Below are 14,459 nucleotides of genomic sequence, written 5' to 3'. Positions count from 1 at the left end.
GTTGCCGGAGACCCTTATGTATCGCTACGTTTTAGCAGCTTTATTATTGTTTAGCAGCGCTAGTCTATCTGCTAAGCCCTACAACGACGAAAGCTTGTATCAACTTCTTGATGACATTTGGCAATATGAGCTTTCCGTTTCCCCTTTACTAGCTTCTCGTCACGGCGATGATAGACAGGCCGGTGTCTTACCAGATATTTCTCCAAAAGCACTTGCCACAAAAAATGAGCAGTGGAAAGCATTTCAAAATGCGTTAAAGCATTATCACCCGGAAAATATTTCACAAGATGCGTATATTGCGTTATTGATGCAGCAGTACCGCTTAGCTAACTACATTGATGAATATGAGTACGAAGCGCATTTAGTACCAATTAACTCAGAATATGGCTTTCATGGCGCAATGGCTTCGCTTCCTAACCTATCTGCTTTTAAGAAAGTGGAAGACTATCACGCATACATTGCCCGACTGCACGCTTTAAAGCCCTACTTTGAGCAGCAAATTGCCTACATGAAACAAGCGCTAAAAAAGGGCTACACACAACCTAAAGTGGTATTAGAGGGCTTTGAAGAGTCTATAGCTGCATACATTGTCGAACAGCCTGAAGATAGTAGTTTTTTTAGCCCGTTCTCTCGTTTTCCTGACTACTTCTCTGACAGTCAAAAAGCGACACTTAAGGAACAAGGTATTCATGCCATTACCCAAACGGTAATGCCCGCCTACCAAAGCTTTTACGACTTCATGGTAGAAGAGTATATGCCTAACGCCCGTAACGATATTGCAGCAAATAAATGGCCTAACGGTACAGCTTATTACGCAAACAGAGCGAAGCACTACACAACGACCAATATGACACCAGATGAAATTCATACGCTGGGTTTATCAGAAGTGAAGCGTATTCGCGCAGAAATGCAGCAAGTCATTGATGAGCTTGAATTTAAAGGCGATATCAATGACTTCATCAAATTTCTGCGTACAGACCCACAATTTTACGCCACCAGCGCAGAAGAGTTGCTAAAAGAAGCCTCATTTATTGCTAAAAAAATGGATGCTAAACTGCCTTCGCTATTTGAGTACTTACCTAGAACACCTTATGGCGTGGCACCCGTTCCAGATACGATTGCGCCAAAATACACAACAGGACGCTATATTCATCCAAGCCGAGACGATCAGCCTGGCTACTATTGGGTAAATACTTATGCACTAGATAAACGCCCTTTGTACGCATTACCTGCATTAACCCTCCATGAGGCAGTACCTGGCCATCACTTACAAATATCATTAGCCGCTGAGCTTGAAAATTTACCTATGGTACGTCGTAACACCTACATTTCTGCTTTTGGTGAAGGTTGGGGGTTATATTCTGAGTTCCTAGGTATAGAGGCTGGAATTTATGAAGACCCGTATGATAATTTTGGGCGTTTAAGCTATGAAATGTGGCGCGCATGCCGCTTGGTTGTGGATACGGGTATGCATACCATGGGCTGGAGTAGAGACCAAGCTGTAGCTTATATGATGGACAACACGGCCCTTTCTGAACATAACGTTAACACAGAGATCGACCGCTATATTTCATGGCCTGCACAGGCGTTATCATACAAAATTGGAGAAATAAAAATTAAAGCGCTACGTGCAAAAGCCGAAGCAGAATTGGGCGAGGCCTTTGATGTACGTAAGTTTCACCGCGCTGTTTTGGAAAACGGCTCCGTTCCTTTATTCATCTTAGAACAACACATAAACGCATTCATACAAGAACAAAAGGCAAAAGAAAAATGATGGTTGCATTTGGGGTTATTGGGCTACTCGTTTTATTTTTAATTTATTTTGTACTGCGCGCTCAAAATTTACAGAAAGAGTTAGCGCTGTTGCGCAACACTAACAAGCAAACTAACAGTAAAATCACTTATGCCTACAGGAATTTAGTACTCGTTACCGATGCGCTGGAAAAGAATTTCAGTGCTCGTATGGAAAGTGCGTTTAAAAGCAAGCTTATAAGCCAAGCTCAGTACGATGCACTATTCCCATTGATGCAGAACTTTTCCGGCATTGTTATGCACTGTTGTGAGAAGGGGTATTCGCTAGAAGAATCATTAAATAAGGTACTGTCTAACGAAGACATCAGCCTAGAAGAAATTAAAGAAGTTGTAAAAGATCTACCAAGCAGTATTCGTATGGTTTGGGCTAAAAATACTGCCGATGGATTCATTGCTTTTTGTCAGCACCTTACAAATACGGTAACAGGCACAAAAACACCGTCCTCTACAGATACTCCTTCTTAAAAAAACATGCTTTCCATAAGCCGCCGAATAATTTAGGCGGCTTAGTTACACCCTTCACAAATTTAATCTTTATCCTTTTAGGCTTTTCAGCAAGTTAGCGAAATGCGGATTTTCTCTTTCATGTTTTATCTTGAAAAGGGTTAACGCTGCACTATAATACTGTATAAAAATACAGTTCATTTTGAGTCTTATGAAAAAGTCACTATTAACGCTCAACAAGCACCCGCACATATGGCGGGCTAGCGAAAAAAATACCAAAGATCCAAAATTTTTATTGGGTATTGATAGTTTAGACACCGCTTTGAATGGCGGTATTGCTATTTCTGGGTTAATAAGAGTTTCATCGTCTACTGGTGTAGGAGAGCTGACCCTTTTTAAGAAAGTACTGTGTAGCCAACGTACACATAAAATGGTGATATTTATTAATCCGCCAGGCATGCTACAAACACCTTGGTTAGAAAATTTAGGATTCAACACACAACAGGTATTAGTTGTAAACACAGACACCGAAGACGACGCATTATGGGCAGCAGAGCAATGCTTGAAGAGCACAGCATGTCACTGCGTTGTGCTTTGGAATAGCGCTATTTCAGGTAAAGCTGCACGCCGACTTCAGGTAGCTGCAGCACATAATGACGCACTGTGCTTGTTATACACCCCGCTTCAAGTTTCACTGCAAGAGAATATTCAATCTCTCCCTATTGCCCTAGACATTACATTAGAACCCACAGATCAAAAGCTTGCAGTTAACATAAAGAAACAGCGGCATGGCTGGCCAGTACATAACATTGTTATCCCCCATAGTTGGACGCCTGACAATCATGCTATTCAATGGGCCATGCAGCAGAACAAAGTCACTGATCAGGCTGCACAACATGTTGTGAGCTAACCATGTTGTGGGGGTATTTTTATTGCTACCAACTAACGCTGGATGCGCATCTTCGAACATCGCTCGAGCACATTAATACGATGGACACAGAGGCTTCTCCTACTGTGGTATATTGCAATAAAAGTAATGCTATTGTGCAAATAAACAGTAGCGCGCAACAAGCTGGCATTGAGGTTGGTCACGGACTTGCGCAGGCCGCAGCGTTTTGTCCTGAAGTGCATATTTTGCCATTCGAAGCCGATAATGAGCACTCATTACTTACCCAGTTGGCCACACGGCTCTATCCATTTGCATCAGATATGGTGCTAGATAACCATAATGGTTTAGCTGTGAGGCTGGACAACCTTACACACTATTACGGCGGCCATCGGGCGCTATGGAATACGCTGCGCCATGAACTCACACAGTCTCAAACACATTATTATTTCGCCACCGCATGGACAATAGATGCCGCCAAGGTACTGGCATATCAAAAGCTCAATAGGTATATAGTACACCCCGAAAAAATCAAGAAAGCGCTTTCTCAATGCTCTCTTTCGTATACCGCATTATCGTCCAAGGTTGTGGAATCGCTTTCTCGTGTAGGCATAACGCAAGTACACCAATTATTGGCAATGCCTGTACATGAACTTGGAAGACGCTTCGACAACGCCACCATAACCTATCTCACCGCATTGCGGGGTGAAACTTATCCACGCGTCACCTTGTTCAGGCCTGCCTCTCATTTTGTGCTGACATCTCAACTTCCTTTTGACATTGAAAATACTCAGCACCTCATACCTTACATTACGCAACAGCTTGAACATTTTTCACATTATCTAAGGGCGCGAAACTTACAAAGTTTGCAAATTTGTGTGGGAATTCATTTTAGAGAAGCGCCTGCGATGAATATCTCGATTCAATCTGCCATTTTACAGTCTGATGTTAAAAGCTGGGTCGCGCTATTGGCATTGAAAATAGAGAATATCGAGCTTGTTGAACCTGCTACCGCAGTCACGCTGTCCTGTGAAAAATTTGAAAGCGTAGAAGGCAACAATAATGATTTTTTCAGTAACCGATTTAATGATATAGCTCAAAAGCAGCTTATTGGGCGACTTAATGCCAAATTAGGTGACAACAGCACGTTTCAACCTAAAGCTGTGGACAGCCACCAATTTGAGAACATGACGGTAAATGCGCCGTCTAAACCCTCTCATGCATACCGAAGTGACATTGCACCGACATTTACTTTTTCATCACCACAGCCCCTCACTGCTCCCTCTCAGGTTTTTTTTGGACCGGTAAGACTAAGCAGCGAATGGTGGCATCGTACGCCTTACCAACGTGACTATTTTATTGCACAAAATGAACAAGGGGTTCGCATGCTCATATTTAAGGATGAAGATAACCAGTGGTGGACTCAGGGTATCTTTTGCTAATGCAGTACAGCGAACTATTCTGTCAAAGCCATTACAGTTTTCTTTGTGGCGCATCATCACCAGCTGAGCTTGTTACTACCGCCTCTTTTTTGGGCTACGAGTCAATTGCTATTACAGATGAATGTTCGGTTGCAGGGGTTGTGCGCGCGTATGATGAAATAACGCGCCAGCGCCTACCTGTGAAATTAATTATTGGCAGTTATTTTGTATTTGATGCTTCACTGTCTTTCGTACTACTTTGTCCAGATAAAAAAGCATATAGCGAACTATGCCGTATTATTACTAATGCAAGACGTCGCTCACAAAAAGGGGAATATAAACTTGCTGAATGGGATCTGCGTACCATCAAGTACTGTAAATTTATATGGCTACCAAGCTTAGATAAAACACAAGATAACTACTGGGCTAAATGGTTACAAACTTGCGTAAATATTGACGTATACGTGGGAGCACAACGTTTGCTTGACGGCAAAGACCATCACCGCTTTTCCCACTATAATTACCTGCAAGAAACATATCCCTTTCCTTTAATAGCGTGTACTGGTGCCCTTATGCACCACGCAGACAGATTAGCATTACAACATGTTTTACACGCGACTAAACACCACACAAGTGTAGATAGGATAGGCAGGCTTGCACTAAGCAATGCTGAACGAAGTTTGCGTACACCACACAAAATAAAGAAGCTTTACCCTGAAAAGTGGATTTTCAACACACATAAACTTGCCAGTATATTCACTTTTTCACTCAGCGAACTTCGCTATCAGTACCCTGCAGAACTTGTTCCTGAAGGCTATACCCCTACCTCATATTTGAGAAAGTGTGTGGAAGAGGGGATCAAAAAGCGCTTTCCTGAGGGACTCTCATTGGATATTCGCGCCATTATAGAAAAAGAACTGATTCTCATAAAAGAGCAGGGATATGAATATTTCTTTTTAACCATTTATGACATTGTGCAATATGCTAAGCAGCAACATATTCTATATCAAGGTCGAGGCTCAGCAGCTAACTCAGTAGTGTGTTACTGCTTGGAAATTACGGCTGTAGATCCTCGTCAAATTAATGTGCTCTTTGAACGTTTTATATCAAAAGAGCGCAATGAGCCCCCTGATATAGATGTAGACTTTGAGCATCAGCGTCGTGAAGAAATTATTCAGTATATCTATGAAAAATACGGCAGGGAACGAACGGCAATTGCTGCTACTGTGATTTGCTATCGTTTCAAGTCTGCGTTCAAAGATGTCGGCAAAGCGCTTGGATTTAGGGAATCGCAGCTAGACTTTGTTATAAAACAAATCAACCGACGAGATAACGTTATTCCGTGGCAATCTCAGCTTGTTAAATTAGGCTTGGATCCAAATAACAGTAAAGTACAGCAACTTATTGCGTTAACTAATGCGTTGCTAGGCACCCCTCGCCACCTTTCTCAACATGTCGGAGGCTTTGTTATCAGTGCTGGTCCGCTATATGAACTCGTGCCTGTTGAAAATGCGTCAATGGAGGATCGCACGATTATTCAATGGGATAAAGATGACATAGAAACGTTAGGGCTATTAAAAGTTGATGTACTTGCGCTGGGTATGTTGAGTGCTATTCGTCGCACATTTGACCTTATCAATAAACAGTATCCAATTGATATCGATATACCTTTCATTACTAAACTAGGAGATGACAAACAGGTATACGACATGATCTGTGAAGCCGATACAGTAGGTGTATTTCAAATTGAATCGCGTGCGCAAATGTCGATGTTACCCCGACTGAAGCCGCGCCAATACTACGATTTAGTAGTACAGATCGCGATTGTACGCCCCGGGCCTATACAAGGCGATATGGTGCACCCTTATCTAATTCGTAGACACAGTGGTGAGACTATCAGTTATCCCTCAAAAGAAGTTGAAAAAGTGTTATCTCGCACAATGGGCGTGCCTATTTTTCAAGAACAGGTTATTCAGTTGGCAATGGTTGCAGCTGGCTTCACTGGTGGTGAAGCGGACCAACTGCGCCGTGCAATGGCGAGCTGGAAAAAAGATGGTCGAATATTTGAATTTCGAGATAAGCTCATTAAGGGCATGACTGAAAAAGGCTATGACGCGACTTTTGCACATAATCTTTTTGAGCAGATAAAAGGCTTTGCCGGTTACGGATTTCCTGAGTCACACTCTGCATCTTTTGCTGTATTGGCATATGTCTCTTGCTGGCTAAAGTTCTATTTTCCTGTTGAGTTTTATGTTGCTTTACTCAACAGCTGGCCGATGGGCTTTTATTCACCATCTCAATTAGTGCAAGACGCAAAACGCCACGGCATACAAGTGCATGCCCCCTGCGTAAACAGCTCCGCTGTGGAGCACACCATGATTGTAAAAGAGGATACCAAGCAGATACAGCTTGGGCTTAAACTAATAAAAGGGCTTAGCGAACAGGCAGCAATAATACTGGTAAAACAAAGAGGAAAAGGCTACCAAGACTTACGGCAAATACAAATGCTTAGAATAAAGAGTAACGAGCTTGAGGCCTTAGCGAGCGCAAATGCACTGCGCAATATCGCAGGAAATAGATATGAGACACGGTGGAAGATAATGGACACCCAAGCAACCCTCCCTCTATTTGATTGCGATACTAGCGGAAATATACTCAACGCAACACCGAGCGAAGCTGAAAACATGCTAGAGGACTACGCGGCAACAGGCTTGTCAGTAAATTACCACCCTATCACCTTACTAAAACGTCAACACAAGCTAAAAGATATTACTTGGTCTAACACACTAGCAACAAAGAGTAACAAATCTGTCGTGAAGGTATTAGGGGCAGTAACTGGCCGCCAAGCCCCAGGTACAGCTTCGGGCGTAACATTTCTTACACTAGAAGATGATATGGGCAACATTAATGTTGTAGTATGGCAATCTACGGCAAGGGAACAACAGCAAGCCTTTTTGAAGGCTAGGCTGCTACAAGTCAACGGCATCTTAGAGCGTTCAAAAGAAGGTGTAATACACGTTATCGCAGGAAAATTAATAGATAGGACATCTTGGTTAAGCGCGTTGTCTATTCCATCCAGAGATTTCCATTGACCAAAATCAAAACTGTGTCAGTATAAATAGTATACTACTGTTAACATGAAATTCTAACGTTGCAGTTGCACTAGATATAGGTAAAGGGACGATAGTGGTGCGGTTTAAATACAATAATAAACTTATTGCCATTCTAATATTAAGCTTTGCAGCAGCTATATTCGCGCCATTTTCTCATGCAAAAACCTACATCGTTGGCGCGCAAAACATAGACTATTATCCCTATTATAATTTTGCATCTGAACACGAAAAAGGTTTAGGCTGGGCGGTATTGGAAGCTTTTGCTAAACATTCAGGGCACGAATTTGTTTATCTCAGCATGCCCGTAGAACGCCTTCAAATAGAGCTTAAAAAAGGTAATGTAGATTTCGTTTTTCCCGATAACCCACGGTGGAATGCTGAAGATAGAGCAAAGGTCTACTCACGCTCTATCGTTGATAGTTTCGCTGTTACATTAGTAAAACGTGTAAGCTTAGAAGAACAAAGTCAGCGCATTCAAAAATTAGCTATACCCTTAGGCTTCACACCCGCAAAATGGCAGTCACAAATTAAAAGCGGGCAACTGAATGTGATTGGCGTAAAGTCCATATTTGAAGGGCTATCACTTCTTCAACAAAACACTGTTGACGCAATGGATGTAGAATACAATGTAGCAAGGCGTTATGAGCTTGATTCACCACAACTTGGTCCCTTTACTGCAGACCTTACATTGCCGCATAATTCCGTTGAATTTTCCCTTTCAACATTACATTACGACAATGTTATCGAACAACTTGATGCGTTCTTAAAGGACAATTCAGAAGCTGTGTCATTGCTTAAACAACAATATGGAATTACTAACAACACATTGCTAATTCAATCACTAATGAGCAGACAGCAACTGACCTCACAAACAGTGTGGAGCCCTTTGTAATTTCTACTAGAAATACGTAAAAAGCACGCCTCTTATTTTTCATCCCCCTCAAAAAAAACCCAACCCATTGATTTTAAGACACTTAATTTCTGGAAAAGATTTTGCTTTTAAATAACTAACTTTAAGGAGCAGTTATGAAAAAGGTATATAAATTTTTTTTGTCAATGGTTGTTTTATTGAGTGCAACAACTGTTTTCGCTAAGCAAACAGTAAGTGTCGACTATATGTATGGGTTTGATGATATAGATGGAATGCGTTTTGCGTACCGCCCTCTGGAGCAAACGTTAGCAACTGAGTGGTTTGGCGATATCAGGCTATATTGGGAAGTAAGTGCTGTAGTATGGGAATATGGTGAAGATGATACGCATAGTACGAGCTATGCAGCATCTATAACACCCGTTTTTATGAAGCAAATTTCAACGCTTTACGACAAATATCCGGTGTATATTGAAGCCGGTATAGGCGCAAGTTATATAGGTGACCAAAAGGTTGCCGGGAAAGATATAGGCTCAAATTATCAGTTCGAAGATAGGATCGGCGTGTTTGTCGAGTTAGACAAAAAACAACATGTCGCACTACGCTACATGCATTTTTCAAACGGTGGATTTAACAACGATAATCCCGGTTTGGACTTTTTAAATCTCTCTTACGCGTATCACTTTTAATTATTTATGCGCGCCGGTTAATGACACCGGCGCACGAACTATTACCACTTCATGTATTAACGCTTGTTCGAAGAAGAAGCCTCGCTCGCATTGACCAGTTTATCGAGTAAAACCTCAATTCTCCTTACGCTATCAACAAGCGCAGTAAAATCGTTACTATTATCTTCAACCGTACCTCTTTTCAGTTTGCCACTTTCTGCATTGCCCAATAAAAGACGATCTTTTTGAGCAAGTATGGTCTCTCTAAAACTTTCCGCATCGTTTATACCAAGCAACGAAACAAGCGCACCGGCTGATGACTGGCCAGCAGTTTCAAAACTTAACCTATAAAGACCAAAAACTCGCATTAAAGGGCCTTGAACAAGTGCTACATCAGTTATCTTTTCAAGAGGTATAGATTTTTCTTCACGGTTAAAAACCCCCCGCTTTACCACTAATTTACGTTCTGTCACTACTGCTTCCATAGCTGCCAAAACTTTATTACTTATTATAAAAAACAGGGGCAATGTGATAATAAGAAGAGGTATACCAATAAACGTTAACGCAGAGAATAATAACAGCGATACAAGCCAGTAAAGTTTAACAGATGGATTAAAAGTAGCTTGCAATAGTATATTATCTGACATGGTGATCCTTAGCCATTGGTGCAAACCAACGTGTTGGTCTATATATTCATTACTACTCGATGTTCAGAACATGGTCAAGTATAGGCTTTAACTTACATCGCTTGCAGCTTTGATACAACGTGACAACCCTTTAACAGCTGGTAAATAACGAAGCTCTAAACGCGCTAAAACGTTTCACTTCTAAGCTCTGAAGGCTTTTTGGTCGCCACGCGATGGTCGCCAAGCGATGAGCTGATAACCCCATGAGAGAGGATCTTATCACTACAGTCGCAAAGAAGGACTAATAACACTCTTAGTGTCATGACGTCTGAGTACTCTATGGGATGCGTGTTGTATTTACAGCAAAAGCAATAGACATTTCATGGTTGATATTGTCTCACTCGTAAGCAAAGTGCTGCTTCAGTTTTTTGCTTACAAACACGAAGTTATCATTCACTGTGATCGGGTACTAACTCATTAAGGTGTAAAACCATCCAACCGTTAATATAAATATTTCGAGGCCGTCTAGCATCGTAAATAGCACCAGAAGCAACCAACTCATTTAGCTTTTCCTTATTAAGCACAAGGTTATTAACACGATAGTAGTTTCGCAGTAATAGCGCTTTATCAAATTTCGCGTGTTGACTCGGCGAAACAGGAGTTGTGTGAGCAATGTTTCCTACTTTAAAAGTCAGTGTATCATTATCAACGTTCAGTAATTTCAGCGGTACATAGCGAAATCGAGGATCCGATGAAGGGTCAATAGCTCTATAGTCGATATAGAAAAAGTCGTTTTTTTGAGGGTTAGCCAAGACACGTTTTTTTTCACTATTTTCAATAAGTGCATTACCAATAAAGAAGAAAGCAATTAAAAAGAAACATACAAGTTCTGCATGCTGCTTTAGTAAAGCGATCGCAGGATCCAGTTGAAAATTACCCCGAAAATAAGCGGGATTATTATTGAAAGGTAATGCTGGCATACAAACTTCCTAACTTGTTAGTGTTTTAATACCATACCGATTATTTTTCAAACTGTCGCTTTTTCTATAAAACTTAGCCAAAAGCCATGCTGTGTTTTTTTCAAATTAAAGGGAAGGACTACATTTTTTGATTTACCGACGCTAGGCAATATAAGTACGTTGGGACGGTTCTGAAATCTTGGGCAAACAAAGACGATAACCCGAGCTTTTTCTGCTGCAGAAAGCAAAAAACCCGCCGTTAGGCGGGTTCTTCTTAATAGGACCTGGCAGTGTCCTACTCTCACATGGGGAAGCCCCACACTACCATCGGCGCTAATACGTTTCACTTCTGAGTTCGGAATGGAGTCAGGTGGTACCGTATCGCTATGGCTGCCAGGAAAAACTGGTAACAATCTAGAAAACTGGATATCAATTCAATCGTGAGTAACTACTTTTTACTCTTACTTGCTTACTTTAGCTTGTCTACAACACTCAGAAGTCCAAAGCTTCTTGGGCGTTGTATGGTTAAGCCTCTCGGGCAATTAGTACAGGTTAGCTTAACGCCTTACAACGCTTCCACACCCTGCCTATCAACGTCATCGTCTATAACAACCCTTCCAGAACTTAAAGTTCAGGGATGACTCATCTTTGGGCCGGCTTCCCGCTTAGATGCTTTCAGCGGTTATCCGTTCCGAACATAGCTACCGGGCAATGCCATTGGCATGACAACCCGAACACCAGCGGTTCGTCCACTCCGGTCCTCTCGTACTAGGAGCAGCTCCCATCAATCATCCAACGCCCACACCAGATAGGGACCGAACTGTCTCACGACGTTCTAAACCCAGCTCGCGTACCACTTTAAATGGCGAACAGCCATACCCTTGGGACCGACTTCAGCCCCAGGATGTGATGAGCCGACATCGAGGTGCCAAACACCGCCGTCGATATGAACTCTTGGGCGGTATCAGCCTGTTATCCCCGGAGTACCTTTTATCCGTTGAGCGATGGCCCTTCCATACAGAACCACCGGATCACTATGACCTACTTTCGTACCTGCTCGACGTGTCTGTCTCGCAGTTAAGCTAGCTTATGCCATTGCACTAACCTCACGATGTCCGACCGTGATTAGCTAACCTTCGTGCTCCTCCGTTACTATTTGGGAGGAGACCGCCCCAGTCAAACTACCCACCAGACACTGTCCACAATCCCGATTAGGGACCAATGTTAGAACATCAAACATACAAGGGTGGTATTTCAAGGACGGCTCCACACAATCTAGCGACTGTGCTTCAAAGCCTCCCACCTATCCTACACATGTAGGTTCAATGTTCAGTGCCAAGCTGTAGTAAAGGTTCACGGGGTCTTTCCGTCTAGGTGCGGGTACACAGCATCTTCACTGCGATTTCAATTTCACTGAGTCTCGGGTGGAGACAGCGTGGCCATGGTTACACCATTCGTGCAGGTCGGAACTTACCCGACAAGGAATTTCGCTACCTTAGGACCGTTATAGTTACGGCCGCCGTTTACCGGGGCTTCGATCAAGAGCTTCGTCCGAAAACTAACCCCATCAATTAACCTTCCGGCACCGGGCAGGTGTCACACCCTATACGTCCTCTTACGAGTTTGCAGAGTGCTGTGTTTTTAATAAACAGTCCCAGCCACCTGGTCACTGCGGCCTCCACTTGCTTACCACGCGAAGTGTTCACAAACAGAGGCGTACCTTCTCCCGAAGTTACGGTACAATTTTGCCGAGTTCCTTCACCCGAGTTCTCTCAAGCGCCTTAGTATTCTCTACCTGACCACCTGTGTCGGTTTGGGGTACGGTTCATATAATCATAAGTTTAGAAGCTTTTCCTGGAAGCAGGGCATCAACAACTTCACTCCCTTGGGAGCTCGTCTCGTGTCTCGGCCTTGAAAACCCGGATTTACCTAAGTTCTCAGCCTACGCACTTTCACTTGGACAACCAACGCCAAGCTTGCCTAGCCTTCTCCGTCCCTCCATCACTGATTATATAAGTACGGGAATATTAACCCGTTTCCCATCGACTACGCATTTCTGCCTCGCCTTAGGGGCCGACTTACCCTGCCCTGATTAGCATGGGACAGGAAACCTTGGTCTTCCGGCGTGGGAGTTTTTCACTCCCATTATCGTTACTCATGTCAGCATTCGCACTTGTGATATGTCCAGCAAGCTTTACAACTCACCTTCATCCACTTACACAACGCTCCCCTACCCAGCATGTAAACATGCTGCCGCAGCTTCGGTATATTGCTTAGCCCCGTTACATCTTCCGCGCAGGCCGACTCGACTAGTGAGCTATTACGCTTTCTTTAAAGGGTGGCTGCTTCTAAGCCAACCTCCTAGCTGTCTATGCCTTCCCACATCGTTTCCCACTTAGCAATATTTTGGGACCTTAGCTGGCGGTCTGGGTTGTTTCCCTCTCCACGACGGACGTTAGCACCCGCCGTGTGTCTCCCGGATAGTTCTCATTGGTATTCGGAGTTTGCAAAGGGTTGGTAAGTCGGGATGACCCCCTAGCCTTAACAGTGCTCTACCCCCAATGGAATTCGTCCGAGGCTCTACCTAAATAGATTTCGGGGAGAACCAGCTATCTCCCGGTTTGATTGGCCTTTCACCCCCAGCCACAGGTCATCCCCTAACTTTTCAACGTTAGTGGGTTCGGTCCTCCAGTTGATGTTACTCAACCTTCAACCTGCCCATGGCTAGATCACCGGGTTTCGGGTCTATACCTAGCAACTAAACGCGCAGTTAACACTCGCTTTCGCTACGGCTCCGTTATTCACTTAACCTTGCTACTAAATATAAGTCGCTGACCCATTATACAAAAGGTACGCAGTCACCCCGAAGGGCTCCCACTGCTTGTACGTATACGGTTTCAGGTTCTATTTCACTCCCCTCACAGGGGTTCTTTTCGCCTTTCCCTCACGGTACTGGTTCACTATCGGTCAGTTAGGAGTATTTAGCCTTGGAGGATGGTCCCCCCATATTCAGTCAAGATAACACGTGTCCCGACCTACTCGATTTCACTGTAAAGAATCCGTCGTGTACGGGGCTATCACCCTGTATCGCTCCTCTTCCCAAAGGATTCCACTAAATTCTAAACAGCTTAAGGGCTGCTCCCCGTTCGCTCGCCGCTACTAGGGGAATCTCGGTTGATTTCTTTTCCTAAGGGTACTTAGATGTTTCAGTTCCCCTCGTTTGCCTCGTTACACTATGTATTCATGCAACGATACCTATAAATAGGTGGGTTTCCCCATTCGGACATCTGTGGCTCAAATGCATTTTGTCGGCTCACCACAGCTTTTCGCAGACTTACACGTCCTTCATCGCCTCTAACTGCCAAGGCATCCACCGTATACGCTTCGTCACTTAACCATACAACCCCAAACAGCCTTTTGACTTCTGCCTGAGTTATGTCGCATGAATGACAAGCTAATCGGAAGAATTGCCTTGCTATCAAATCATCGATTGATAACAAGCAATTCAGTCAAGTAGAGTAAAAAGTCATCTTTCGATTTCTCAGTTACTCAATTTTGATTGATTACTATTAATATCAGCTTTCCAAATTGTTAAAGAACATAAGTATTGTTCAATAATAGGGAAATGAGCGCTCACGTCAACACTTATTTTAAAAAAAGTG

9 protein-coding genes and 2 rRNA genes are annotated in these 14,459 nt (G+C 43.2%); 7 read left to right on the top strand and 4 right to left on the bottom strand.

Annotated features, from left to right (window positions below):
* Positions 1–16 precede the first annotated feature (16 nt).
* The 7 genes from BK026_RS14970 to BK026_RS14940 all read left to right on the top strand — a co-directional run bounded on the left by BK026_RS14970 (position 17) and on the right by BK026_RS14940 (position 9,233).
* Positions 17–1,774, top strand: coding sequence for a DUF885 family protein (locus tag BK026_RS14970; RefSeq protein WP_071816565.1), 1,758 nt, complete (start codon positions 17–19; stop codon positions 1,772–1,774).
* A complete protein-coding gene (locus BK026_RS14965; protein WP_071816564.1) occupies positions 1,771–2,277 on the top strand; it encodes a hypothetical protein in 507 nt (168 codons plus the stop codon). Before BK026_RS14970 ends, BK026_RS14965 begins: the two co-directional genes overlap by 4 nt.
* Positions 2,278–2,467: 190 nt before the next feature.
* The gene (gene imuA, locus BK026_RS14960; RefSeq protein WP_071816563.1) at positions 2,468–3,166 is read left to right on the top strand and encodes a translesion DNA synthesis-associated protein ImuA; all 699 of its coding nucleotides are present in this window, start codon (positions 2,468–2,470) and stop codon (positions 3,164–3,166) included.
* A gap of 2 nt (positions 3,167–3,168) precedes the next feature.
* Positions 3,169–4,584, top strand: a complete 1,416-nt coding sequence (locus BK026_RS14955) for a DNA polymerase Y family protein (RefSeq protein WP_071816562.1) — start codon at positions 3,169–3,171, stop codon at positions 4,582–4,584.
* Positions 4,584–7,655 carry an error-prone DNA polymerase gene (locus BK026_RS14950; RefSeq protein ID WP_071816561.1) on the top strand — a complete coding sequence of 1,024 codons (3,072 nt, stop codon included), beginning with the start codon at positions 4,584–4,586 and terminating at the stop codon, positions 7,653–7,655. The genes BK026_RS14955 and BK026_RS14950 overlap by 1 nt, the downstream gene beginning before the upstream one ends.
* 97 nt (positions 7,656–7,752) lie before the next feature.
* Complete coding sequence (locus BK026_RS14945; RefSeq protein ID WP_256253835.1) at positions 7,753–8,568, top strand: transporter substrate-binding domain-containing protein; 816 nt, start codon at positions 7,753–7,755, stop codon at positions 8,566–8,568.
* Between the two features lie 134 nt (positions 8,569–8,702).
* Complete coding sequence (locus BK026_RS14940; RefSeq protein ID WP_071816559.1) at positions 8,703–9,233, top strand: acyloxyacyl hydrolase; 531 nt, start codon at positions 8,703–8,705, stop codon at positions 9,231–9,233.
* 56 nt (positions 9,234–9,289) lie between these two features.
* On the opposite strand, the gene BK026_RS14935 is transcribed toward BK026_RS14940, so the two are convergent.
* The 4 genes from BK026_RS14935 to BK026_RS14920 form a co-directional block, all read right to left on the bottom strand.
* Complete coding sequence (locus BK026_RS14935; RefSeq protein WP_071816558.1) at positions 9,290–9,859, bottom strand: PH domain-containing protein; 570 nt, start codon at positions 9,857–9,859, stop codon at positions 9,290–9,292.
* 428 nt (positions 9,860–10,287) lie between these two features.
* A complete protein-coding gene (locus BK026_RS14930; RefSeq protein WP_071816557.1) occupies positions 10,288–10,818 on the bottom strand; it encodes a hypothetical protein in 531 nt (176 codons plus the stop codon).
* A gap of 261 nt (positions 10,819–11,079) precedes the next feature.
* A 5S ribosomal RNA gene (rrf, locus tag BK026_RS14925) occupies positions 11,080–11,195 on the bottom strand.
* Positions 11,196–11,318: 123 nt separating this feature from the next.
* Positions 11,319–14,194: ribosomal RNA gene (locus BK026_RS14920) — 23S ribosomal RNA — on the bottom strand.
* Positions 14,195–14,459 lie beyond the last annotated feature (265 nt).

The sequence above is a fragment of the Alteromonas sp. V450 genome (assembly GCF_001885075.1).
In the GTDB taxonomy this organism is placed as follows: domain Bacteria; phylum Pseudomonadota; class Gammaproteobacteria; order Enterobacterales; family Alteromonadaceae; genus Alteromonas.
The sequence above is the reverse complement of the archived record's forward strand: the minus strand, read 5'-3'. Positions and strand labels throughout refer to the sequence as shown.

Excerpts from the sequence above, each read along its gene's own strand:
- BK026_RS14965 (WP_071816564.1), top strand. The coding sequence starts at position 1,771 with ATGATGGTTGCATTTGGGGTTATTGGGCTACTCGTTTTATTTTTAATT.
- BK026_RS14940 (WP_071816559.1), top strand. The coding sequence starts at position 8,703 with ATGAAAAAGGTATATAAATTTTTTTTGTCAATGGTTGTTTTATTGAGT.
- imuA (WP_071816563.1), top strand. The coding sequence starts at position 2,468 with ATGAAAAAGTCACTATTAACGCTCAACAAGCACCCGCACATATGGCGG.
- BK026_RS14950 (WP_071816561.1), top strand. The coding sequence starts at position 4,584 with ATGCAGTACAGCGAACTATTCTGTCAAAGCCATTACAGTTTTCTTTGT.
- BK026_RS14955 (WP_071816562.1), top strand. The coding sequence starts at position 3,169 with ATGTTGTGGGGGTATTTTTATTGCTACCAACTAACGCTGGATGCGCAT.
- BK026_RS14970 (WP_071816565.1), top strand. The coding sequence starts at position 17 with ATGTATCGCTACGTTTTAGCAGCTTTATTATTGTTTAGCAGCGCTAGT.
- BK026_RS14935 (WP_071816558.1), bottom strand. The coding sequence starts at position 9,859 with ATGTCAGATAATATACTATTGCAAGCTACTTTTAATCCATCTGTTAAA.
- BK026_RS14930 (WP_071816557.1), bottom strand. The coding sequence starts at position 10,818 with ATGCCAGCATTACCTTTCAATAATAATCCCGCTTATTTTCGGGGTAAT.